At 65.9% G+C, this 23,519-nt stretch carries 17 protein-coding genes; 9 read left to right on the top strand and 8 right to left on the bottom strand.

Annotated elements, in window-relative coordinates; genetic code table 11:
• The first annotated feature begins 16 nt into the window (after positions 1-16).
• A complete protein-coding gene (locus F6S12_RS18685) occupies positions 17-979 on the top strand; it encodes an SDR family oxidoreductase (RefSeq protein WP_315869194.1) in 963 nt (320 codons plus the stop codon).
• Here the strand turns inward: F6S12_RS18685 and F6S12_RS18680 are convergent.
• Entirely contained in the window at positions 961-3,978 is a 3,018-nt protein-coding gene (locus F6S12_RS18680) for an autotransporter outer membrane beta-barrel domain-containing protein (protein ID WP_315869193.1), read from the bottom strand. The two genes, F6S12_RS18685 and F6S12_RS18680, sit on opposite strands and share 19 nt — an antisense overlap.
• Positions 3,979-4,227: 249 nt before the next feature.
• On the opposite strand from F6S12_RS18680, the gene F6S12_RS18675 reads away from it, so the two are divergent.
• The 4 genes from F6S12_RS18675 to F6S12_RS18660 are packed head-to-tail and all read left to right on the top strand — an operon-like array spanning position 4,228 to position 12,211.
• The gene (locus tag F6S12_RS18675; RefSeq protein WP_019094345.1) at positions 4,228-7,065 is read left to right on the top strand and encodes a hybrid sensor histidine kinase/response regulator; all 2,838 of its coding nucleotides are present in this window, start codon (positions 4,228-4,230) and stop codon (positions 7,063-7,065) included.
• Positions 7,066-7,067: 2 nt separating this feature from the next.
• A complete protein-coding gene (locus F6S12_RS18670; protein WP_011061912.1) occupies positions 7,068-8,342 on the top strand; it encodes an EAL domain-containing protein in 1,275 nt (424 codons plus the stop codon).
• A gap of 5 nt (positions 8,343-8,347) precedes the next feature.
• Positions 8,348-11,500 (top strand): hybrid sensor histidine kinase/response regulator, encoded by a 3,153-nt coding sequence (locus F6S12_RS18665; RefSeq protein WP_315869192.1) that lies wholly within the window; start codon positions 8,348-8,350, stop codon positions 11,498-11,500.
• A gap of 57 nt (positions 11,501-11,557) precedes the next feature.
• Entirely contained in the window at positions 11,558-12,211 is a 654-nt protein-coding gene (locus F6S12_RS18660) for a response regulator transcription factor (RefSeq protein WP_011061914.1), read from the top strand.
• Positions 12,212-12,384: 173 nt separating this feature from the next.
• On the opposite strand, the gene F6S12_RS18655 is transcribed toward F6S12_RS18660, so the two are convergent.
• Positions 12,385-12,882: an Lrp/AsnC family transcriptional regulator gene (locus tag F6S12_RS18655; RefSeq protein ID WP_011061915.1), complete on the bottom strand. Its 498-nt coding sequence runs from the start codon at positions 12,880-12,882 to the stop codon at positions 12,385-12,387.
• A 124-nt stretch (positions 12,883-13,006) separates the two neighbouring features.
• On the opposite strand from F6S12_RS18655, the gene F6S12_RS18650 reads away from it, so the two are divergent.
• From F6S12_RS18650 to F6S12_RS18635, 4 genes are all read left to right on the top strand, one after another.
• The gene (locus tag F6S12_RS18650) at positions 13,007-14,035 is read left to right on the top strand and encodes a histone deacetylase family protein (protein ID WP_315869191.1); all 1,029 of its coding nucleotides are present in this window, start codon (positions 13,007-13,009) and stop codon (positions 14,033-14,035) included.
• 58 nt (positions 14,036-14,093) lie between these two features.
• Positions 14,094-15,155, top strand: coding sequence for an ornithine cyclodeaminase (locus tag F6S12_RS18645; protein ID WP_194238023.1), 1,062 nt, complete (start codon positions 14,094-14,096; stop codon positions 15,153-15,155).
• Positions 15,156-15,315: 160 nt separating this feature from the next.
• On the top strand, positions 15,316-16,728 hold the full coding sequence (locus F6S12_RS18640) for an amino acid permease (RefSeq protein ID WP_015636067.1): 1,413 nt from the start codon (positions 15,316-15,318) through the stop codon (positions 16,726-16,728).
• A 117-nt stretch (positions 16,729-16,845) separates the two neighbouring features.
• Entirely contained in the window at positions 16,846-18,006 is a 1,161-nt protein-coding gene (locus F6S12_RS18635; protein WP_053159281.1) for a hypothetical protein, read from the top strand.
• 3 nt (positions 18,007-18,009) lie between these two features.
• Here the strand turns inward: F6S12_RS18635 and F6S12_RS18630 are convergent, their stop codons facing one another.
• From F6S12_RS18630 to F6S12_RS18605, 6 genes are all read right to left on the bottom strand, one after another.
• Positions 18,010-19,185, bottom strand: a complete 1,176-nt coding sequence (locus tag F6S12_RS18630) for an acetyl-CoA acetyltransferase (RefSeq protein ID WP_015636069.1) — start codon at positions 19,183-19,185, stop codon at positions 18,010-18,012.
• A 109-nt stretch (positions 19,186-19,294) separates the two neighbouring features.
• A complete protein-coding gene (locus tag F6S12_RS18625; protein WP_077934421.1) occupies positions 19,295-19,807 on the bottom strand; it encodes a hypothetical protein in 513 nt (170 codons plus the stop codon).
• A gap of 81 nt (positions 19,808-19,888) precedes the next feature.
• Positions 19,889-20,863 (bottom strand): cyclase family protein, encoded by a 975-nt coding sequence (locus tag F6S12_RS18620; RefSeq protein ID WP_123430542.1) that lies wholly within the window; start codon positions 20,861-20,863, stop codon positions 19,889-19,891.
• A gap of 56 nt (positions 20,864-20,919) precedes the next feature.
• A complete protein-coding gene (locus tag F6S12_RS18615) occupies positions 20,920-21,678 on the bottom strand; it encodes an SDR family oxidoreductase (protein ID WP_011061923.1) in 759 nt (252 codons plus the stop codon).
• A gap of 48 nt (positions 21,679-21,726) precedes the next feature.
• Positions 21,727-23,175 (bottom strand): aldehyde dehydrogenase family protein, encoded by a 1,449-nt coding sequence (locus tag F6S12_RS18610; protein WP_123482871.1) that lies wholly within the window; start codon positions 23,173-23,175, stop codon positions 21,727-21,729.
• A gap of 4 nt (positions 23,176-23,179) precedes the next feature.
• Positions 23,180-23,519, bottom strand: a 340-nt coding sequence (locus tag F6S12_RS18605; protein ID WP_315869190.1) for an isocitrate/isopropylmalate family dehydrogenase, incomplete at its 5' end; no start/stop codon positions are given.

The raw sequence follows: 23,519 nt of genomic DNA, 5'->3' as shown, positions 1-23,519 counted from the left end.
CACGAGGAACCCCGTCATGCCCCAAGTAGCCTTGTTCGGCGCCGTCGGCGCCATTGGCCAGAGCATTGCCCGGACCCTGCGCAGCCAGGGCCAGCCCTACCGCGTGGTGGGCCGCAGCCAGAGCAGCCTGCTAAAGGCCTATGGCGCCGACCCGTTGGCCGAGCCGGTCACCTGGGACCCCGACCAGCCCGCCTCGGTCGAGGCTGCCGCAGCCGGCATCGACACCTTGATCTATCTGGTAGGGGTGGACTATTGGCGCTTCGAACTGCACCCGCAACTGATGCGCCAGACCCTGGACGGCGCCATCGCCGCCGGGGTGCGCCGGGTCCTGCTGATCGGCACCGTCTATCCCTACGGCATGGCTCGCAGCAACCCGGTGGCGGAGCAGCATCCGCGCCAGCCCAACAGCTTCAAGGGCCGCATGCGCAAGGCCCAGGAAGACCTGCTATGGAAGGCCCATGCCGACGGCAAGATCCAGGCCACGGTGCTGCGCCTGCCGGACTTCTACGGGCCTGGGGTCGATAAAAGCCTGCTGCACGGCGCGTTCCAGGCCGCGATCCAGGGCGGCACGGCGAACCTGGTAGGCCCCCTGGACCGGCCCCATGAGTTTGTCTTCGTTCCCGACGTGGGGCCGGTGGTCTGCCGCTTGATCCAGCAGCCCGAGGCCTTCGGCAAGACCTGGCACCTGGGCGGCGCCGGGGTCACCAGCCAGCGCGAGCTGCTGGAGCTGATCCGGCAGCACGGCGGTACCCGCTTCAAGCAGCGGGTGATCGGCAAGCCCCTGCTGCGCCTGCTGGGGCTGTTCGACCCGCTGCTGCGCGAGATGGTGGAGATGCATTACCTGATCAGCTCGCCGCTGATCCTCGACGACTCGGCCCTGCAAGCTCTGATCGGGCCGATCGCCAAGACGTCCTATGCCCAAGGGGTGCGCCAGACGCTCGCGGCGAGCGCCAGTGCCCCTCAGAACGTGAAGCGGTAACCGAGGTTGGCGGCCCAGGGCCGGTCGATGTTCGAGCCTTCGCTGGTCTCGACCTCGGCATACACCTGATGCTGGCGGCTCAGCTCACCGGTCACGCCAACCCCGGCATACCAGCCACCGCCGTTGCCATCGGGACGGCTGGCGATGCCGTTGGTGCGGACCTTGTTCTGCGCCGACAGATCCTCGACCCAGCCAGCCTTGAGGTAGGGCTGCAAGCGTGTGCCATCTTCCAGCTGCAGGTTGCGCCCGGCCCGGGCACCGGTGCGGATCTGGGTCGACAGCCCATCGCCGGGCTGCACCTGCAGGCCGTTGTCCAGGCGGTAGTTGTCGGAGCGGGCATAGAGCATGGAAACCTGCGCCTGGGGCTCGACGAACCAGCGGTTGCCCAGATCGATCTGCTTGCCGGCTTCCACCGACAGGCCCGCGCCCTTGCTGCGTGAATGCCCGGAGACCTTGGCGCCGTCGGTGCCCCATACATCCAGGCGGGTGGACCAGCGGTTCAGGGTCAGCAAGGTGTCGGTGTACCAGCCCGAGTCATCCAGGTAGGTGGCATAGCCGCCCAGGTGGTAGCTGTCGAGCTTGCCGCTGCCCTCGCCCTTGAAGTTGCGATCGGTCTGGCTGTAGCCGGCCAGCGCGCCAAGCACCAGGGTGCCACCGGCGGTGTCGAGCCGGGTGTCCATGCCCAGTTGCGTGCCCTGTACCTGTTGGGAAAACGTCCGGCCAACGCCGTTGTCCAGGGATTGCTGCTGGCCGAAACCACGGATCCACAGACCCTGGCGATCGGCCCCCTGGCGCAGGTCGCCGAGGCGCTGTACCAGGGTTGCCCGCTCGGCATCCCAGGTGGCCCGCAAGGTGGCAATGGCGCTGCTGTTGACCGCCGCGCTGGCGCCGGTGGAAAGGTTGTCCGGCCCCGGCGCCGGCTGGGTACGGCCGACGTTCACCAGGTTCCAGTTGCCCTGGGCATCGGCCGCAAGACCGTAGCGATAGGTCCCGGCATCCACTACCCCACCGCGGTTGGCCAGGCTGAACGAACCCGGGCCGCCGGCGCTTTGCACCAGGGTCAGGCTCTGGCCCTCGGCCCCCGGTTCGCTGCCGGAGTTGCGCACCAGAATGTCGTTGTTGCCGGTGACCTGGCCGCCGACGATCAACCGGTCACCCTGCTGCAGGCCCAGGTCGGTGTTCATGATGTAGTGGCCGTCGCCCTCGAGGTCGCCACTGACCTGCAACTGCTTGAAGGCCCCCGCCAGGCCGGGATCGGCGAACTCCACCACGCCGTTGTTGGCCAGGCGGGTGAGCTGGGAGTCGCCGCGCAGGGTCCAGACACTGCTGTCGTCCAGGCTCAGTTGGGTATCACGGCTGCCGCCCTTGATCGCCCCGTCCAGGCTGGAGTGGTCGGCCAGGGACAGTTGCAGGCTGCCGCCGTCCACCAGCACATCACCGAACAGGTTCGAGCGCACGGCGTCCAGTTGCACCACACCGGCCAGCACCCCGCTGGCGCGGTCGGTGATCCACAGCGCGGTGCCCTGCTCGCCACCGCTGCGGCCCACCAGGCTACTGTCGGTAAAGCGCGTGGTCAGGCCTCCGCCGTTGACCAGGATGCCGGCGCCGTCTTCAGTCTGGATATGGCTGGACGTGACCTCCACATCGTTCACCACCCCGGCGCCGGTGGCGAAACTGACGATGCCATGGGCGTTGCTGCCGTTGGTGACCACGGTCGAGCCCTGGAAGCGGGTCGTGGCGTTGTTGCTGATGGCCAGGCCGTGAGCCTGCTCGCCGGCGGTCTGCACGTCGCTGTCCTGCAGCTCCACGCTGGCACCGCGGCCCGAGGCGAACAGGCCATAGCCCAGGTCGCCGTGGGTGACGACGCTGCTGTTGCTCAGGCTGATGCTCGCCCCCGCCATGCGGGCCAGCGCCCCCACGGAGCCCCGGCCGCTGGTTTCGATCAGCACGCGGCTGACGTTGAACACCGCACCGGGGCTGTTTGTGGTGTCCGGCGAGGCGTACAGGGCATGGGAGTTGTCGCCAAGGGTGCTGATGGAACCACCGTCCATGGTGAACACGCCGCCACGGTTGTCGATGGCCACCGCACTCTGGCCACGGGTTTGCAGAATGCTGTCCTTGACGTCCACCCGGGTGTTGCTGCCCGGCATCCAGATCGCCACGCCATAGTCGCCCAGGGCGGTGACCTGCACGCTGTCCAGATCGGCCGCGGCCTGGTCGGCGTTGACGTTGATACCGTTGCCATTCTGCGAGGTGATCCGGCTGTGGCTGACCACCGCCGTGCCACCCGGTTTCTGGTACAGGCTGCTCAAGGTGATGCCGTCGCCCTTGGCATTGATGCTGCCGTTGCGAAAGGTCAGGGCGGCGCTGGTCACACCGATGCCACGGCCATTCTCGGCGGTGATGTCGACGCCATCGGCGCTGAGGGAGGAGCCGACCCCTTCCACGGCCACCGCGCCAATGAAGCCGCTGGACTGGATGCTGACGCGCTGCAGTTCGATGGCCGCACCATCGGCGGCGCGGACCGCATTGACCGAGCCGGTCGAAGTGGCGGTCAGGGTCAGGTCCGAGGCCAGGATGCTGGAGCCCATGCCGGAGGCGGACAAGACATCGGCCTGGTTGCCCGAGGTGGTGATGGAGCCACCGGCCACCTGCACCTGGCCACCAGCGCTGGCCACCACGCCGCGGCTCTGGTTGCCGCTGGTGGTGATCTGCACATCGTTCAGGGTCAACTGGCTGCCGGCGCCGGTGGCCTGGGCCCCGGTGGCGAAATCCGAGCCGCCGGTGCTGATGGTCACGCCGCTCAGTTCGGCCTTGCCGCCGGCGTCCACCTGCACGCCCACCACCGCGCTGTTGGGGCTGTCCGCCGTGGCCCGGATATCGTAGCCCTGGCCCTGCAACTGGTTCTGAGCGCCGCTGACCCGCACCGCCGGCCCACGGCCGGTGTAATCGACAGACGCCTCATCCAGGGTCAGGGATTCACCTTCGGGCGAGGACAAGTCGATTTTTTCATAATCAGCAGCGGTTGCAGACTGAGCAACAAGCGTCATCAACGACAGCGCGGAGCTGACGGCGAGGCTTATCGTTTTCTTAACCAGAACCATAACTTTCAAACCTTTGCGTTAGAGCACAAGAGGGTCGAAAGCCTGAAGTCAATAGGTGAACTAAAAAATGAGAATCTTCTTAAAGCCCCTGGCATTAAGAATATTCTGAAGAGGGATATAGATAGTTCTCCTTACTATGGGCCGATGCATACACAAGCCCACTTCCCTGCGTTTACCAGCCACTTCTCCGGGGCCTATATCCCGGTGGTCCTGCTGCGCCTTTTCATGTACAGCCTGCTGTCCTGCATCCTGATCATTGCCGGTTTCGTGGTCCACTGGTCACTTAATGAAACCCTCTCCAACTACCGCCGGCAAATGAACGCAGCGGCATTTAACGCACAACAATTCTTCAATCAACGGGAAAGCCTGTTGAAGGCCATTTCTTCTTCGGCCGTGCGCACTAGCGATGAGCGCCTTAGTTCAACGGCACGCAACTTTCTGGCAAGTAACGAGCAACTGCGGGTACTGCCATTCGGCAGTACTCCCTCCCGGCGCTGGGCCCTGGTGCTGACTGCCCGCGACCTGGTGGAAGTGGACAGCACCCACAGCCAGCTGCTGTACCTGGTGCCGGAACAGGGCCTGGTCAGCACTCTCTACGAGCCAGCGGCCACCGGCACCGGCCAGCCCCCCAGCAAGGCCGTGGACGCGCCCTGGCTGCGGCAGCTCGACCAGCGTGCGGTACAGGACCTGCTGGCCCGACACCCCGAGGCCCGGACCCTGTGGTACTGGGCCGGCATCGATGGCAACAAGCAGGTGTACCTGTTGCGCCCGGTGGACGAGCATCACGCCAGCGAGGGCTGGCTGGGCCTGGAGCTCACCGAGATCGACCTGGCCCTGGACCCCCTGGGCCTGCACCAGGGCAAATACCTGCTGTATGACGCCGACGGCGCACTGGTGCTGCACAGCGCCAACTGGCAAGTGCCCGGCAGCCTGTCGCGCCTGCAGGCCGACGAGGACTCCTTCGGCCTGCACCGCCTGGGCGGGCTGCCCGACTACATCGTGCTCAATAAATCCGTGGGCAACGCCGGCTGGCGCCTGGTGTACTACGCACCGGTCAGCCAACTGCTGCGCGACAGCCGTGGCCCGCTGTACACCACCCTGCTGGTGACCCTGCTTCTGTTCGCGGTGATCTTTCTCGGCGCGCGCTACATCCGCCTGCGCCTGGTGGAACCCGCAGTGCGCCACTACAGCGCCCTGGCAGACAGCGTGTCCCTCAACCGGCGCTTCATCGAGGTGGCGCCGGTGGGCCTGTGCCTGATGCGGCGCGACAACGGCCGGCTGATCCTGTGCAATGAATCCGGGCGCCGCTGGCTGGCCTCGGTGCCCGGCCTGCGCGAGCGCATCCTCGACGAGCCGCCTGCCCGGGTGCATGCCATCGAACATGCCCTGGACGACGGCACCTTCATCCAGCTGACCTGTGCCCCCACCGGCTACAACGGCGTGGCGGCGGTGCTGTGCTGCATCAGCGACGTGACCGACTTCAAGGTGGCCGAACAGTCGCTGCTGCAGGCCAAGCTGCTGTCGGACCAGGCCAACCACGAGAAGACCCTGTTCCTCAGCACCCTGAGCCACGAGATCCGCACGCCCATGTACGGCATCCTCGGCTCTCTGGAAATGCTCCGCACCACCGCCCTCAGCGCCCAGCAGGGCGACTACCTGGAAGCCACCCAGCAAGCATCCTCGGCGCTGATGCGAACCATCAACGACACCCTCGACATGTCACTGATCGAGTCCGGCCGCCTGAGCCTAACCAGCGCCCCCTTCTCCCCGGTGCGGCTGGTGGAAGAAGTGGCCTTCAGTTACTCGGCCCGGGCCCGCAGCAAGGGCCTGCGCCTGTACGTGACCCTGGACCCGAATGTCGCCGAGCGAGTGGTGGGCGACGGCGAACGCATTCGCCAGATCCTCAACAACCTGGTGAGCAACGCCATCAAGTTCACCGAGTCCGGCCATGTGGTGCTGCGCCTGCATGCCGAGGCGGGCCCGAGCCAGGCGCCCCGCCTGCGCTTTCAGGTGGTGGACAGCGGCCCGGGGATCGCCCCGGAGTTCCAGGCCAACCTGTTCGAACCCTATTACCGGGTGCCCAGCTGGCTGGGCCAGAAGGCGCCGGGCACCGGCCTGGGCCTGGCCATCTGCCAACGGCTGGCGACGATGATGCAGGGTCAGTTGAGCGCCATCAGCGAACCGGGCCTGGGCTCCAGCTTCAGCTTCAGCCTGGCCCTGGAACCCTGCACCGCCGCCCCGGCGCCGGACCTGCCGCGCCTGGGGGTGACCCCGGTGTATGTGCGCGGGGATATCCAGGAAGTGAATCTCAACCTCTGCCACTGGTTGCGCCGCTGGGGCGCCCTGGCCATTCCCTATGTGGCCGAACGCGACCCGCCGACCCGCAAGGCGGTGCTGGTGGAAGCCTTTCTCGGCCCCTCGCGGCCAGTGGCCTGGAGCGGCCCGCGGGTGCTCATGCACGCCCCCGGCATGGGCCCGCCGCAGCGCCAGGCCGGCGACAGCTGGGTGGCCCGCACCTTCAGCCTCGACAGCCTGCGCAACGCCGTGGCCCAGGCCCAGTCCGGCATCGTCGCCGAACGGTGCTTCGCCTCCCCCGAAGCCCTGGCCCCGAGCCTGGACCTCAAGCTGCTGGCGGTGGACGACAGCCCCCTGTCGCTGCAGGTGATCTTTCAGCAGGGCCGCTACCTGGGCAACCGGATGGTGGCCTGCGCCAGCGCCGTCGATGCCTTGAAACGCACCGACCTGCTGTCCTTCGACGGCGTGCTGACCGACTTGCAGATGGAACACATGGACGGTCTGTCGTTTGCCCGCACCCTGCGCGAGCGGGGGTATTGCGGCCCCATCATCGGTATCACCGGTGAGCTCTCCCCGGCGCTGCGCAGCCACTGCGAGTCGGCCGGAATCCGTCATTTGCTGATCAAGCCGGTACCCCTGGACGCCTTGAGCGAGGTACTGCAATCCATCAAGAGGAAAGTCATTTGAGCATGCTCAAGCCCCTGCGAGTCCTGGTGCTGGACGACCATCCGATCCACTGCCTGCAGGCCCGGCACCTGTTGCAGGCGGCCGGGTTCGGCCGGGTGGACAGCGCCCTCGATGCGCGCCAGGCCCTGGCCATGCTGCACCGGCAGGTCTACGACCTGGTGCTGGTGGACCTGCACATGCCGGAAATGGATGGGGTGCAGTTCATCCATGCCCTGACCGGTGTCGACCAGGTGCCGATCCTGGCCATCGTCTCGTCCTGCTCGCGGCGGTTGATGAACAGCGTCAGCCTGATGGCCAAGGAGAAGGGCCTGGCGGTACTCGGCACCTTCCCCAAGCCCCTGGAAGCGATCCACGTCGAGCAGATCAGCGCCATCATCGGCAACAGCCAGGACCCGGTGCTGGCAGCCCGGCCCGAGCACGAGGCAGTGTTCGACCGCCAGGTCCTGGAGCGGGCCATCGAACGCCGCGAGCTCAAGGCCCGGTTCCAGCCCCGGCGCTCGCTGAGCACTGGCCGGATCGTCGGCGCGGAGGCCCTGGTGCGCTGGAACAGTCCGTCCTTCGGGCTGCTGATGCCGGACTCGTTCCTTGCCTCCATCAGCCGCTGCCAGCTGGACCATGCGCTGTTGCTGCTGATGCTCGACGACGCCCTCCAGGCGCAGCAGCACTGGCAACGCCTGGGCCACCGCCTCAGCGTATCGGTGAACCTGCCCACCGGACTGCTGGACGACCCCGGCCTGCCCGACCAGTTGCAGCAGATCACCCTCGCCTCGGGGCTGGCCACCAGCGATATCTGCTTCGAGCTGCTGGAAACCGAGCGGCCACTGTCCCCCGGGCAGTATCATATGGGCGCCAGCCGCCTGCGCCTCAAAGGCTTCGGCCTGGCACAGGACGACTTCGGCATGGGCTACAGTTCCATGTACAGCCTGATCTCCACGCCCTTTACCGAGATGAAGATCGACCGCCACTTCGTGCATGGCGCCGCAGCCGACGATGCCCGCGCCGCAGCCCTGGTGGCGGCGGTGCAACTGGGCCGGCAACTGGGCCTGGAAGTGGTGGCCGAGGGCGTGGAATCGGCCCGTGACCTGGAATTTCTGCGCCAGATTGGCTGCGACAGTGCCCAGGGGTATCTTATTTCCGCCGCATTGGAGCTGGACGCCTTCACACAACTGCTGGGATGCACTGTTACTCCACCCTTTTCGTCACCTACCCGGCCTGCCTCCTCTCTCCCATGCCAGACATCCCGCTACGCCGCATCGCGAAAAACTTCCGACGATTGAATCTCGTGCTGTTCCTCATTCTGCCGTTGCTGCTGGTCATGGGCGGCGCGCTGTTCTGGGGCGGCCAGCGGATCATCCGCCAGGAACAGGAACGGATTGCCGTGGACTTCCAACTGCTGACCCGCTACATGAGCGAGCAGCAAGCCCTGCTCCAGCGGCTGGCCGGCGAGAAGCGCCTGCAATACAAGGACGCGGACCAGGATCCGGCGCAGCTCTTCCACCTCATGGAGCAACAGGAGGCGGTGGGCGCGACCCTGTTCCAGGGCAACCCCTCCTCGGTGGAAACCCCCTTCACCCTGGTCTGCCAGGACCTGGCCCAATGCCCCCACCAGAGCGCCGCAGCAGCCGGCCTTGGGCGCTACCTGGCCGATCTCTACTCCAGCTTCTGGGTGCGCTCGAGCTTTCCCGCTTCGGCCCTGCTGGTGGTGGACGCCGGTGCCGGCAGCAGCTTTACCGTGCCCACCATCGGCAGCCGCTGGCCGCGGCTGACCACCCCCCTGGTCCTGGCAGGCCTGCATGCGGTGCGCGCCAGCGCTACCAGCAGCGACAGCGACGCGATCCGCTGGATCCGTCTCAAGGACTTTCCCCAGCACATGATCGCCTTCACCGCCCTGCACAACCTTGCCCCCGGCAGCGGCCTGCAGAGTTCCGGCACCTATGCTGCCTGCCTCACCTACAGGGACCGCATCAACGTCTTCACCACGCCGCAGCGGCGGCACTTCTACGACAAGTTCTGGCTGCAGGGCCGGCTCGACGGCCTGCTGCTGGGGGATGAACCGGCGCCCCTGGCGCTGCACGAGGGGGCCAACGTGCGCAGCGACGGCCTGCTGTTCCGGATCAACGACGCCAGTGGCCACTGGAGCGGTTACTACCTGTTGAGCTACCGCGCCCTGTTCCTCGGCCACTCCTGGTCCCTGGCGGCGATCTTCCTGCTGCTGTTGCTCAGCCCCCTGGCCGCCAGGGTCTATGCGCGCTGGTACCAGCGCCGGGTCATAGCGCCGGCGCAACAGGCTCACGCCGAGCTGGTGGAAAACCATCAGTTCAGCCGCACCCTGCTGGAGACCACGCCAGTGGCCCTGTGCGTGCTCAGCCGCGAAGACCGGCGGATCGTCTTCGCCAACAACCTGGCCCTCAAATGGTTCACCACCCAGGTCGGCCAGAGCCTGGACGCCAGCGGTCTGGACCCGGCATTGCTGGAGCGCATCGCCCGGGCCCGGGAGCCGGGGGAGATCGAAAACTTCCAGAGCTTCGACGGACGCTCGTTCTACATCGCCTTCGCCCCCACCCGCTACCGCAACCAGGATGTGCTGATCTGCGCCTTTGCCGACCTCAGTGCGCGGGCCCAGATGGAGCAGCAACTGACCCAGGCGAAACAGGCGGCCGACAAGGCCAACGGCGCCAAGTCGGTGTTCCTCGCCACCATGAGCCACGAGATCCGCACGCCGCTGTACGGGGTGCTCGGTTCCCTGGAACTGATGGGCCTGACCGACCTGGACCGCGAACAGCGCCAGTTGCTCGAACGCATCCAGGTGTCGTCCGGGCTGCTGCTGCAGATCATCAGCGACATCCTCGACATCACCCGCATCGAATCCGGCCAGCTGTCCCTGGGGGATCAGCTGTTCGATCCCAGGGCCCTGGTCCAGCGCTGCACCGCAAGCTTTGTCGACAGTGCCCGGAACAAGGGCCTGCTGCTGTTTTCCTGGGTCGATCCAGAACTGCCTCCAGCCCTGCTCGGCGATCCGGGGCGGATCAGCCAGATCCTCACCAACCTGATCAGCAACGCGGTCAAGTTCACCCACTCGGGCCAGGTGATAGTGCGCGCCCGGGCCGAGCCCGGCAGCCAGGGACGGGTGCTGCTGTCGCTGCAGGTGGCGGACACCGGTATCGGTATCGGCAAGGAAGAACAGCAGCAGTTGTTCATCCCCTTCTATCAGATCGACGCCCACTCCCACACAGTACACGGCGCGGGGCTGGGCCTGTCGATCTGCGCCAAGCTGGCGGCGCTGATGGGCAGCCAGATCCACCTCACCAGCGAGCTGGGCCTGGGCAGCAGTTTCTCCATGCAGCTGGAACTGCCGGTGGCCAGCGACCCCGACGCCGAGCGCCAGCCCGACCTGGGCGGCGCGCGAATCTACGTGCAAAGCCCGCACCACGAACTCACCGACAACCTCTGCCAGTGGCTGCAGAAGTGGCACGCCCAGGCCACCCCCGTGGACGCTACGGCCCCACCTCCCCAGGGCCAGGGCGTTCTCCTGCGGCTGTTCGATGACCGCCCCGAAGCGTCCGAGGCCCTGCCCCCCGGGCTGCTGCGCATCGACCTGGGCGGCCAGCAACGCACCCCCGGTGCGGGCCTGGCCGAGGCCGGCGACTACTATGCCATCGGCCGCTTGCTGGAACGCACCCTGGGCGGCGCGCCCGACGCTCCTGCCGAACCGGAACTGCCGGCCCGGGACATCGCCACTCTGGCCCCCCTGGGCCTGAACGTGCTGGTGGCCGAGGACAACCCGATCAACCAGGCGACCCTGAGCCATCAGCTGCAGCAACTGGGCTGCCGCAATACCCTGGCCGCCGATGGCGCGGAAGCCCTGGACCTGTGGCGCATCGGCGACTACGACCTGTTGCTGACCGACGTCAACATGCCGCGCATGAACGGCTACGAACTCACTTGCATCCTGCGCGCCGCCGGGGACGACCGGCCGATCATCGGCATCACCGCCAATGCCATGTGCGACGAAGAGGCCCGCTGCCAGGCCTGCGGGATGGACGCCTGGCTGGTCAAGCCAGTGCCGTTGCAGACCCTGCGGGCCAGCCTGGCACGGCTCACCAGCCTCGCCCCGGAGCCGACCGCCGAGCCGGCAGCCGCGCCTGGCAACGCGCCAGTTGATGGCCTGCCGCCGAACCTGCGGGAACTGTTTGCCCGCACCATGGGCCAGGACGTGGAACACCTGCGCCAGGCCCTGGACGAGGAGGATTACGAGCGCATCTTCCAGTTGCTGCACCGGGTGCGCGGGTCGCTGGCGGTGGCTGGCCAGGAAGCGCTGATCCTGCAGGTCCACGACTTGGGGCAGAGCTTGCGCCAGAGCGGTTTGACGGCTACCACGCGCACGCATAGCCTGATGCTGCTGCACGCCTTGCAAGACATCAGCCAGCTCGAATGAACGCTCCTAGTACCCGCATTTCTGCGCATTCCCTTTTGACAATGGATCGTGTCCACCATGAAAAAAATACGCGTTGCCCTGGCCGACGATCATCCCCTGGTGCTCGCTGCCGTCAGCGACCTGTTGAAAAAGACCCGCCAGTACGAGGTGGTGGCGGCTGTCACCACCCCCAGTGCCCTGGTCCAGCAACTTTCGGATGACCCGCGGATCGACGTGGTCATCACCGACTACTTCATGGAGGGCGACCCGACCTTCGGCGATGGCATACGCCTGGTGACCTACCTGATCCGGCACTTCCCCAGGGTCCAGGTGCTGGTGCTGACCATGATGTCCAACCCGATGATCGTGGCCGCGCTGTATGACATCGGCGTGCGCTCGGTACTGCCCAAGCGCCATGACATGAGCGAGCTGCTCAGCGCCCTGGAGAACGTCCGCCAGGGGCGCATCCACCACCCGCCGAGCCTGGTGCAGAACGAGCTCAACAGCAGCCCGCTGCGCTCCATGGCCGACGGCCTGAGCAGCCTTACGCCCAAGGAATACGAAGTGCTGCGGCATTTCGTGCGCGGCGAATCAATGATGCAGATCGCCGCCAACCTCAAGCGCAGCGTGAAGACCGTCAGTGCGCAGAAGATCTCGGCGATCCGCAAGCTCAACCTGGACAGCGACCAGGCCCTGGTCGCCTTCTGCCTGGAGTCCGGCGAATTTCAGTAGGCCCTGGGGCCGGGGCGGCGCCGCAGCCAGGCGCTGCTGCTTCTGCATCCATGGCCTGCTCAACACTGCTGTTGCCTGCCTCGCTGGAACGCGAGCGCACGACCGCGCCGAAAGTACCTGCAGGGCAATCATTGAATAGCCCGGCATAAAAAAATCGGAAATCTGATGCCGGCCTACCTGGGTAGCGGCTGGGGAATCGCCAGGCGGCTGGTGGCCTTGACCTCGCGCAGCGCCAGGCTGGACTGGATCGAGGCAATGCCCGGCTGGCGCCTGAGCACGTGCTCGACAAAGTCGCTGTAGCTGTCCAGGTCACGGGCCAGCACCTGCAGCAGGTAGTCGGCGTCGCCGGTGATCTTGTGGCAGGCCTGGACCTCGGGCAGGCGCATGATCACCGTCTCGAAATCGTCCGGGGTCTGGTCGGAGTGGGTGGCGAACCGCACATGGACGAAGGCCAGGATGTCCAGCCCCAGCAGGCGCCGGTCGAGGTTGGCCTGGTAGTCCCTGATCACCCCCTCCTCCTCCAGGCGCTTGCGCCGCCGCCAGCAGGGGGTAAGGCTCAGGGACAGGCGCTCGCTGAGCTCGGCGTTGGAAATGCTCGCGTCCTGCTGCAACAGCGCAAGAATCGCCAGGTCGGTGTCGTCGAGGTTAACGCTGCGAGTCGTTTTTTTCACAATTAGCCACCAACGGGAAAAATATTACCCAAAACTCTAATTGCACCCGAACAAAAAGCAAAGAATTCGCAGCCATGCCGGAACAAACTATTTGCACCGGACAATATCAATGGATGCGTTCAGCATGCTTACCGTCTTCAGCGAATCCCACCGCCTGCACCATGGCACCGAATTGAAGGATGGCGTGCTCAAGCCCTCCTTCGAGCAACCCAGCCGCGCCGACACGGTGCGAGACCGGGTGCGCCACGTGGGGCTTGGCGAGATCATCGGCCCGCGGCGCTTCGACCGCGCCTGCTACGTGGCCGCCCACAGCGAACGTTACGTCAGCTTCCTGGAACACGCCTGGAGCGAATGGACCGCCACCGGCCGCAGCCACGACGCCCTGCCCCTGGTGTGGCCGGTGCGCGACCTGGCCAACCAGCAGGTGCCCGAATTCATCGACGGCAAGCTGGGTTTCTTCGCCATGGACGCCGGCTCGCCGATCACCGCCACCACCTGGGATGCGGTGCGCACCAGCGCCGATATCGCCCTCACCGCCCTGGCCCTGATCGATGAAGGCCAGGACAGCGCCTTCGCCCTGTGCCGCCCGCCGGGGCATCACGCCGCACGGGAATACATGGGCGGCTACTGCTACCTGAACAACGCCGCCATCGCCGCGCAGCACGCCATCACCCGGGGCGCCAGGCGGGTGGCGGTGCTGGACGTGGACTTCCACCACGGCAATGGCACCCAGAACATTTTCTATGACCGTGGCGACGTGCTCTTCGTCTCGCTGCACGGCGACCCGGCCGTGTCCTACCCCTACTTCTCGGGCCATGCCAGCGAGCGCGGCAGCGGGGCCGGCGAAGGCTGCAACCTGAACCTGCCCCTGCCGAAGAACACCACCTGGCAGCACTACCGCCAAGCGCTGGAGCTGGCCTGCAAACAGTTGCGGGCCTTCGCTCCCGAACTGCTGGTGGTGTCCCTGGGCGTGGACACATTCAAGGACGACCCCATCAGCCACTTCCTCCTGGAAAGCGAAGACTTTCTCGGCATGGGCCAGATCATCGCCACGGTGGGCACGCCCACCCTGTTCGTGATGGAAGGCGGCTACATGGTGGATGAGATCGGCATCAATGCGGTCAATGTGCTGCACGGCCATGCCAACCGCTAGCGCGCGCCAGGCGCGCTCTCCCGCAGTGTTCAACGTTCCGACCGAGAGGGAAATCACCATGACCTTGTTTATCGATGTGGATCAGGCAGCGGCGCTGTACAAGCGCCTGGGTGTCGCCAGGGCGATCCGTGAAATGGCCGGTTATATCCAGGCCGACTACCTGCGCTGGCAAGCCTTCGAAAAGTCCCCGCGCACCGCCAACCACTCGCCCACCGGAGTCATCGAACTGATGCCCGCCGACGATGGCCAGCAGTACGCCTTCAAGTACGTCAACGGCCACCCTGGCAATCCGGCCCGGCAGTTGCTCACGGTCATGGCCTTCGGTGTGCTGGCCGAGGTGGACAGCGGTTACCCGGTGCTGCTCAGCGAACTGACCCTGACCACCGCGGTACGCACCGCCGCCACCTCGGCCCTGGTGGCCCGTGCCCTGGCGCGCCCGGACAGCCGAACCATGGCGCTGATCGGCAATGGCGCCCAGAGCGAGTTCCAGGCCATCGCCTTCCACGACATGCTCGGCATCGACGAGCTGCGGATCTTCGACATCGACCCGGCCGCCTCCCACAAGCTCAAGCACAACCTGCAAGCCTGGCCGGGCCTGAAGGTGCGCATCGCCGAGTCGGTGGCCGATGCGGTCGAGGGCGCCGACATCGTCACCACGGTGACCGCGGACAAGGCCTACGCCACCATCCTCACCCCGGAGCTGATCGAGCCCGGCATGCACCTCAATGCGGTGGGCGGCGACTGCCCGGGCAAGACCGAGCTGCACGCAGAGATCCTGCGCAATGCCCGGGTGATCGTCGAGTTCGAGCCGCAAACGCGCATCGAGGGTGATATCCAGCAGTTGCCGGCGGACTTTGCGGTGACCGAATACTTCCGCATCGCCCAGGGCCTGGAACCGGGCCGCGAGCATGCCCGGCAGGTCACGGTGTTCGACTCGGTGGGCTTTGCCCTGGAGGACTTCTCGTCCCTGCGCTACCTGCACGACCAGGCGCGCGAACACGGCATTGGCGAGCAGATCCACCTGGTGCCGACCCCGGCCAACATCAAGGACCTGTACCAACTGATCGGCCAGGGCCCCGACGCCGCCACAGGCGCCCCGCGCCGCCTGGCCAGCGGCTGAGGCAATACCCCCATGGCCGCTGCACGGGAAAACGCCCCGTGCCCCTGTGCAGCGGCCCAACCCGAACCGGTTGCGCCACCCCGACCTACAACCACAGCGCGCAGCCCCAGCCACCCTGCACTGCCAAAACTCGACAACTATAAAATCAAGAGGTTTTGTGATGACTCCAGATACCCTCGGGGCCCCTGCGCGCCCCGTGCTGCAACGCACCCTGCATAACCGTCATATCCAGCTCATGGCCATGGGCGGCGCCATCGGCACCGGGCTGTTCATGGGCTCGGGCAAGATCATCGCCATGTCCGGTACCTCGATCATCCTGATCTACATGATCATCGGCCTGTTCGTGTATCTGGTGATGCGCGCCATGGGCGAGCTGCTGCTGTCGAACCTGCAATTCAAGAGCTTCGCCGACTTTGCCGGCGCCTACCTGGGGCCGCGCGCGGCGTTTTTTCTCGGCTGGTCCTACTGGCTGAGCTGGAGCGTGGCGGTGGTGGGCGACGCCGTGGTGGTGGGCGGTTTCTTCCAGTACTGGTTCCCCGGGGTGCCGGCCTGGATGCCCGCGGTCAGCATGATGCTGACGCTGTTCGCCCTCAACGTGCTCACGGTGCGGCTGTTCGGCGAAGTGGAGTTCTGGTTCGCCATCATCAAGATCATCGCCGTGGTCACCCTGATCGGCGTCAGCCTGGTGCTGATCGCCAGTTCGTTCGTCTCGCCCTCGGGCGTGACCGCCTCGCTGGGCCACCTGCTGGACCGGCAAGCGGCCTTTCCCCACGGCCTGCTGGGCTTCTTCGCCGGGTTCCAGATGGCGATCTTCTCCTTCGCCGGCACCGAGCTGATCGGCACCGCCGCCGCGGAAACCCGCGACCCTCACAGCACCCTGCCCAAGGCCATCAACGCCATACCGCTGCGGATCATCCTGTTCTACGTGCTGGCCCTGGCCTGCATCATCGCCGTGACCTCCTGGCAGCAGGTGTCGCCGAACAAGAGCCCGTTCGTCGAGCTGTTCCTGATTGCCGGCTTCCCGGCGGCGGCGGGCATCGTCAACTTCGTGGTGCTGACCTCCGCCGCTTCCTCGGCCAACAGCGGCGTGTTCTCGGCCAGCCGCATGCTCTTCGGCCTCGCCGACCAGGGCAATGCGCCGCGCCTGTTCAAGCGCCTGTCGGGCCAGAGCGTGCCGGTCATCAGCCTGAGCTTCACCACCCTGCTGATGCTGCTGGGGGTGTTGCTGCTGTACGTGGTTCCCGAGGTGATGACCGCCTTCACCCTGGTGTCCACGGTGTCGGCGATCCTGGTGATCTTCACCTGGTCGACCATCCTCGCGTCCTACATCGCCTACCGCAAAAAGCACCCGCAACTGCACGCCCGTTCGCGCTACAAGATGCCTGGCGGCGTGCCCATGGCCTGGTTTGCCCTGGCCTTCCTGCTGTTTGTCCTGTGCCTGCTGGCCCTGCGCCCGGACACCCGCCTGGCGCTGTGCGTGATGCCGGCGTGGTTTGTCTGGCTGGGCATTGCCTATCGCCTGACGGCGGGGCGCAAGGGGCGGGTTCATGGCCGGGCGGCATACCCGCGCTGAAGCGCAACAGTGCCAGGGATGGCACTCCCGGCTGCGGCTCAAAACGTAAAAACATCGACACACCCCCTGCGGTCTTGGTCTACTCGCGCGCCATCAACGTAGCCAGGGAGTGCTCACATGCAAGTCGCAGGCCCCACCTTTGAAGAGGTGTTAAGGAAGAATTTCAAGCGCGTGCTGACCTATTGGAGCCAGATCGGCACGGTCATGGGCTTGAGCGCCGTCGGGTTGGGGTTGATCAGCCTGTACATGTACACCCGGGCGATTGGCCGCACCGACCTGTTCATGGCTTCGATCGATGCAAAGTCGGCGCTGATGATCTGGCTGGTCATAGTGCTGGTGCTCATGAGCGCGTTTCTGTTTCTGCTGACCGTCACCACTCTGCTGTTCTGGCTGTCCGCCAGCCTGTTTCACAGAACCCCGGGGCGCCTGAAGGATGTAGTGGTGTGGCTGACACTCCCGTTCCTGGTGGGGTTCCTGGGATATGTCGTTGTCATTTACTACACCTCAGGCTGGCTGCCGGTAGGGCAATCCCTGCTTGGGCTGCTAGTGCTGTTTCTGCTCAGTTGCTGGGGGGTACTGTCACGCCCGGCGTTCAAAAAGGTAATTGAGGAAAACCTGACACCCACCAGGGACAAAATGGACTTTCTGCTTGTGTTGCTGACCTGCCTGCTTGGCACGCTCTGCGCAGCGCTGTTCCCCAGCCTGGTGACACTCAATGCCTATGTGAGTGAAGTCAGCAGCGACTCCCCGCACTATGTGGCGGCATTGAATCTGCTGATCCTGATCCTTACGTTGCTACCGGTCGTGATTTTCTACCACAAGGCCGGAAGCCTCAATAAACGCATCCTGTATTCGATATTGTCGGTGGCACTGTTTGCCCTGGCGTTTCTGTTTGTACTGCCCGGGGCCATGAGCAAGGTCACCTACAAGGCCGCAGGAGGGCTGGATGTACGCCAGGACGAAATCGAACGCTTCGTCCTGCTGGACGATCTCGAACTGCATGACCTGGACCCGCTGATGTGGAATACCCGCCTGACCTCGCAGCGCCATGTGGAGGTCCAGGGTTTTCAGCTGTTCTCTTTCGGTGAAACGCTGTTGATCTGTCCCAAGGGGCTACGCAACTTGCGGCTCAACCAGATGCATACCTATACCCGCCACTGCCTCAAGACCCGCAACAGCGCAGTGAGCCGCAAACCACCAGGCCCGCTGTACATCTCTCAACCGGCCTGTGCCAGCCTGGCGCCCCCTGCGACATGCTGGAAGCCGCAGGGTTCCTGACGCTTACACCCTGACGGCCTGCAACACCGAGGCGTAGTTGGCCACCGCCATGCCGCCCATGTTGAACAGCAGGCCGAACTCCGGCGAGCGCGCGGCGAGGCCAATGGGCTCGCCGGTCAACTGGCGAAAGCCCAGGGCATGCATCGACACACCGGTGGCGCCCACCGGATGTCCCTTGGCCTTGAGCCCGCCGGAGAGGTTCACCGGCAGGCGCCCGTCGGCATTCACCCAGCCTTCGTCCAGGGCTCGATGGCCTTCGCCCTTGGGCGCCAGGCCCATGGCTTCGTAGATCAGCAGTTCGGCGATGGTGAAGCAGTCGTGGACTTCGGCGAACGCCAGGTCGTCCAGGCCCAGGCCGGCTTCGTGCAAGGCGCCCTGGATCGCCAGTTGCGGGCCTTCGAAGGCCAGCACGTCGCGGCGCGCCATGGGCAGGAAGTCGTTCACCTGGCTCAGGGCGCGGATCGCCACTTCACGGCGGAACTCCCGGGCCCGGCGCGGCGACGCGAGGAGGATCGCCGCCGCGCCATCGCTGATCAGCGAACAGTCGGTCAGGCGCAGGGGCTCGGCGATCAGCGGGTTGCCGGGCGAGACGCTGTTGCAGTGGGCAAAATCCATGGCCCGATGCATCTGCGCCAGGGGGTTGGCCATGGCGTTGGCGTGGTTCTTAACGGCAATCGCCGCCATGGCAGCCAGGGGGCTCTGGTAGCGCTCGGTGTAGCGCTGGGCCACTTGGCCGAACAGTTGGGCAAAGCTCAGGCCGGCCTCTTGCGGGTCGTTCTGGTAGCCGGCCCCGGCCAGGGCCCGGGTGACCTCGGCGGTGCTGTTGCCGGTCATCTTTTCCGCCCCCACCACCAACACCAGTTCGGCGGCGCCGCTGCGGATCGCGTTGATCCCGGCCTGAATCGCCGCCGAGCCGGAAGCACAGGCGTTTTCGCAGCGGGTGGCCGGCTTGAAGCGCAACTGCGGGTCGGCCTGGAGCATCAGGGACGCGGGAAAACCATCAGGCACCAGCCCGGAGTTGAACTGGCCGAGAAACAGCGCATCGATCGCCCCGGCGTCAATGGCGGCGTCCACCAGCACGTCGCGGGTGACCTGGACAATCAGGTCTTCCAGGCTGCCATCGAGGCGGCCAAAGCGGGTGTGGGCCGCCGCGACGATGCAAACGGATTCATGGTTCATGGGGGTTCTCCTGTACTGAAGGCGGGTGGTCCCGGCCAGCGGCCCGCATACGCAAGGGTTCTCGGCCGGGGTGACTGCCCATCAGTGTAGGTAGTGTTGCGCCAGGTGCTCAGGTCAGCGCGGCCTGGGCATCCAGGCGCAGCAGCTGCAAGGGTTCCAGAGTGGAGCCCTGCAAAGATTCCCCGGCATACAGCGCCTCGTTGGCCATGGCCATTTCAGCGCTGCGGCCAGCCACCATTTCGTAGGTCTTGCGCGGCAGGACCTCGCTCCAGCCGTTTTCAAAGGTGTTGTAGGCCAGGGTCAGCGCGGCGGTAAAATAGTGCTGGTCGGCCACTGGAACCCGGACCTCCTCACCCTTCTCATCCAGGGCGATGAAGTGGTTGGGCAGGTGTTTCACCCCCAGGCGCTTGAGCACGATCCAGGCCAGGGCCGATGGCACGAAGGCGTTGAGTTTTTCCGCGGCGATGGCCGAGTAGCCACGCGCCTGCAGCAGTTGGACGATGTCGTCTTCACTGGCCTCGGGGTGGCCGGCCATCAATTCCAGGGTATCGAGCACACCCTGATGGGCACTGGCATGATCCAGGCAGCAACTGCAGTCCGGCGAATGTGAATCGTCATGCATGATCGGTCGATGATCCCTATCGGTCTTGGTGAGGGGGCGCAGGATAAACCCTGCGCCTGCCTCGCCACCAGCAAACAGCGGTTACTTGATGACGATGGGGTTCACCGGCGCTCCGCTGCCGCCGACGATCTTCAGCGGCGCGGCGGTGTAGAGGAAGGTCCACTGGCCATCGGCGGCGCAATCCTCGGCCAGTTCTTCAAGCAGCACGATCTCGGTGAAGGCGATCCCCAGGTTGCGCATCAGCGCGCAATGCAGCGGAATCTGCACCCCAGACACCGGGTCGGTGATCACCTCGTTGGCGATGGTGTCGGTGACCAGATTGGGGATCTCCATCTGGTTGAACCAGTCCACCAGTTCCCGGCTGTAGGTCAGCCCGGGTTCCACCAGGTCCTTGAAGAACTCGGTCTTGCCGTACTCGTAGAAGGCGCCCATGGAACCGGTGCGGATGATGAGGATGTCGCGCTTCTCGATGGCCACGCCCTGGGCCTGGGCAGCGGCCAGCAGGTCCAGATGGTTGAAGGTCTCGCCGCGCCCCAGGTACTTCTTGCCGCGGTGCCGGGCCATGTCGATCAGCACCGCACGGCCCACCACGCCGCGCTCGGCAATCGGCAACACACTGGCCTTGGCCATGCCGCCGACAGTGCTGCTGGCGTCGTAGCCGTTCCACAGCTGGTTGTCGTACCAGGCATGGCCCAGGGCGTCGTACTGGGTCGAGCCCTGCAGCTGCATGAAGATCACGTCGTCGCAGTACTCGGCGCCACCGGTCATGGAGGGCTGCTTGCCGGCCTGATAGTGGCTGCGGTCCAGGGTATTGAAACGCATCGACGGGTTGCGTGCCGGCCACATCGGGTCGCCGCCGGGATGGCCGATCTGCACTTGCAGGGTGAAGGTCTTGCCCTGGCGCACGGCGGCCACGCCCCGCAGTACCTCGGCCTGTTGCAGGTAGTTGAGGGCACCGACTTCGTCGTCCGGGCCCCACTTGCCCCAGTTCTTTGGCAGGCCTTCAAGCAGCTGCTTGGTATTGGGGTGACTAGTGTTGTTATCGATCCCACACATGTCGACTGCACTCCGTAGCTGGGTTTGGATTTAGCCAAAGGGCTTTCTACAGATCATCAGACGCAGCGTCCACCATCCACTTCCAGGCAGGTGCCGGTGATAAAGGCCGCCTCATCGGAGGCCAGGTACAGGCAGGCGTTGGCCACATCCTGGGGGGTGGAGAAGCGCCCCAGGGGAATGGTGGCCATGAACTTCTGGCGGTTTTCCGGGGTGTCCGGCACCCCCATGAACTCGCTGAGCAGGGCTGTGGCACCCACCACCGGGTTGACGCAGTTGACGCGGATGTTGTCCGGCCCCAGCTCGGCGGCCATGGTCTTGCTCATCACCACCACCGCGCCCTTGCTGCCGTTGTACCAGACCAGCCCCGGACGCGGCCGGATCGCCGCCGTGGAGGCGATGTTGATGAACACCCCGCCGCCCTGGCCACGAAAATGCGGCACGAAGTGCTTGGCGCTGAGGAAGATGCTTTTGACGTTGACCGCGAACACCCGGTCGAACTCGGCCTCGTCCACTTCCAGCATCGGCCGGTTGCGGTGGGTGGTGCCGGCGTTGTTGACCACGATGTCCAGGCCGCCGTATTGCTCCAGGGTGTTGCGCAGCAGCGCGGCAACGCTGGCGTCCTGGGCCACGTTGACCTCGATGAAGTGGGCCTGGCCGCCGGCATCGCGGATTTCCTGCGCCACCCGCTGGCCGCCCGTGGCGTTCATGTCGGCGATTACAACCCGGGCGCCCTGCTGGGCGAAGGTCTTGGCGATGCCTTCACCAAAGCCGGAACCGGCGCCGGTGACAATGGCAGTTTTATGGGCTAGACGCATGCTAGTGACTCCTGTTTTTGTTGTTATTGGCCGCCGTAGTGGCGGCCCTCAGTCGTGACGAATGGCGATGGTCTTCAAGGCGGTAAAACCCAGCAGGGCCTCGAAGCCCTTCTCGCGCCCGTAGCCGCTGGCCTTGACTCCGCCAAAGGGCAGTTCGACGCCGCCACCGGCGCCGTAGTTGTTGATGAACACCTGGCCACAGCGCAGCTTGTGAGCCATGCGCAACTGACGCGCACCGTCCCGGGTCCAGACCCCGGCCACCAGGCCGAAGGCGCTGTCGTTGGCCAGGCCAATGGCCTCGGCCTCGTCCTCGAAGGGCATCACCGCCAGCACCGGGCCGAACACTTCCTCCCGGGCCAGGCGACTGTCTGGCGGCACATCGCGAAACAGCACCGCTTCGTGGAAGTAGCCGCCGCTGCCGGCCTCGGCCACCACCTGCCCACGCGCCGCCACCCGGATACCGGCGGCCTCGGCCTCGCGGACGAACTCCCGGACCTGGCGCAGCTGTTTCTGGTTGATCAGCGGGCCCATGTCCAGGTCCAGCTCCGAGGGCCCGGCGCGCAGTTGGCCAAAGCACTGGGCCAGGCGTTCCAGCAGCGGTTCATACAGGCTGCGCTGCACCAGCAGGCGGCTGCCGGCGGAACAGGTCTGGCCGCAGTTCTGCACGATGGCGTTGATCAGCACGGGCAGCGCCCGCTCCACATCGGCATCGGCGAAGACGATCTGCGGCGACTTGCCGCCCAGCTCCAGGGTTACCGGGCAATGCCGTTCGGCCGCCGCCTTGGCCACCAGGGCGCCGGTGCCGGTTGAACCGGTGAACGAGATATGCGCGACGCCAGGATGGGCGCACAACGCGGCACCGGCTTCGTGGCCATAGCCGCTGACCACATTCAGGCTGCCCGCCGGGAAGCCGACCTGGGCCGCCAGCTCCGCCAGCCGCAGCAGCGACAGGCTGGCGTCCTCGGCGGGCTTGACCACGCAGGCATTGCCCGCCGCCAGGGCGGCGCCGACGCTGCGGCCGAAGATCTGCATCGGGTAGTTCCAGGGAATGATGTGCCCGGTAACGCCATGGGGCTCGCGCACCGTGAGCACGGTGTAACCGGCCTGATAGGGCAAGGTCTCGCCGTGGAGCTTGTCGGCGGCCCCGGCGTAGTACTCGAAATAGCGCGCCAGGGCGGTGGCGTCGGCGCGGGCCACCTTGAGTGCCTTGCCGGTGTCCCGGGCTTCGATCTGCGCCAGCTCTTCATGGTGCTCCAGCACTGCATGACTCAGGCGCGCCAGCAGACGCCCCCGCTCCAGGGCCGAGAGGCTGCCCCAGGGGCCGTCGAAATTGTCCCCCAGGGCCCGTTGCGCGGCCTGCACCGCCAGGTCGATGTCCTCGGCGGTGCCCCGGGCGATACGCGCATAGCTGATGCCGGTACTGGGGTCCTGCACCGGAATGTCTTCGGCCCAGGATGAGGCTTGCCATTGGTTGTCGATGTAGTGTTCCAGACTCATCAGCTCAGCTCCTGTTTCCAGCCAGACACTCGGCAATCGCCCGCCCCACTTCCACGGTGCTGGCGGTGCCGCCCATTTCCCGGGTGCGCGGCCCTTCGGCGAGCACCGTCTCGATGCTTTCGACAATCGCCGCCGCGGCCCGCTGGTAAAGCTCATCGCCCTGCCCCAGGTGTTCGATCATCAGGGCCGCCGACCAGATCTGGCCGATCGGATTGGCCACGCCGAGACCGGCGATATCCGGCGCCGAACCATGCACCGGCTCGAACAGCGAGGGGTACAGGCGCTCCGGGTTGAGGTTGGCCGAGGGCGCAATGCCGATGGTGCCGGTACAGGCCGGGCCCAGG

It is taken from the genome of Pseudomonas sp. JV245A (genome assembly GCF_032424515.1).
GTDB lineage: Bacteria > Pseudomonadota > Gammaproteobacteria > Pseudomonadales > Pseudomonadaceae > Aquipseudomonas > Aquipseudomonas protegens.
The sequence above is the reverse complement of the archived record's forward strand: the minus strand, read 5'-3'. Positions and strand labels throughout refer to the sequence as shown.

Bases quoted from the DNA above. Each gene is read 5' to 3' on its own strand.
- F6S12_RS18615 (WP_011061923.1), bottom strand. From the start codon at position 21,678: ATGCGTCTAGCCCATAAAACTGCCATTGTCACCGGCGCCGGTTCCGGC.
- F6S12_RS18685 (WP_315869194.1), top strand. From the start codon at position 17: ATGCCCCAAGTAGCCTTGTTCGGCGCCGTCGGCGCCATTGGCCAGAGC.
- F6S12_RS18650 (WP_315869191.1), top strand. From the start codon at position 13,007: ATGCTTACCGTCTTCAGCGAATCCCACCGCCTGCACCATGGCACCGAA.
- F6S12_RS18675 (WP_019094345.1), top strand. From the start codon at position 4,228: ATGCATACACAAGCCCACTTCCCTGCGTTTACCAGCCACTTCTCCGGG.
- F6S12_RS18660 (WP_011061914.1), top strand. From the start codon at position 11,558: ATGAAAAAAATACGCGTTGCCCTGGCCGACGATCATCCCCTGGTGCTC.
- F6S12_RS18620 (WP_123430542.1), bottom strand. From the start codon at position 20,863: ATGTGTGGGATCGATAACAACACTAGTCACCCCAATACCAAGCAGCTG.
- F6S12_RS18670 (WP_011061912.1), top strand. From the start codon at position 7,068: ATGCTCAAGCCCCTGCGAGTCCTGGTGCTGGACGACCATCCGATCCAC.
- F6S12_RS18635 (WP_053159281.1), top strand. From the start codon at position 16,846: ATGCAAGTCGCAGGCCCCACCTTTGAAGAGGTGTTAAGGAAGAATTTC.
- F6S12_RS18640 (WP_015636067.1), top strand. From the start codon at position 15,316: ATGACTCCAGATACCCTCGGGGCCCCTGCGCGCCCCGTGCTGCAACGC.
- F6S12_RS18625 (WP_077934421.1), bottom strand. From the start codon at position 19,807: ATGCATGACGATTCACATTCGCCGGACTGCAGTTGCTGCCTGGATCAT.
- F6S12_RS18610 (WP_123482871.1), bottom strand. From the start codon at position 23,175: ATGAGTCTGGAACACTACATCGACAACCAATGGCAAGCCTCATCCTGG.
- F6S12_RS18645 (WP_194238023.1), top strand. From the start codon at position 14,094: ATGACCTTGTTTATCGATGTGGATCAGGCAGCGGCGCTGTACAAGCGC.
- F6S12_RS18630 (WP_015636069.1), bottom strand. From the start codon at position 19,185: ATGAACCATGAATCCGTTTGCATCGTCGCGGCGGCCCACACCCGCTTT.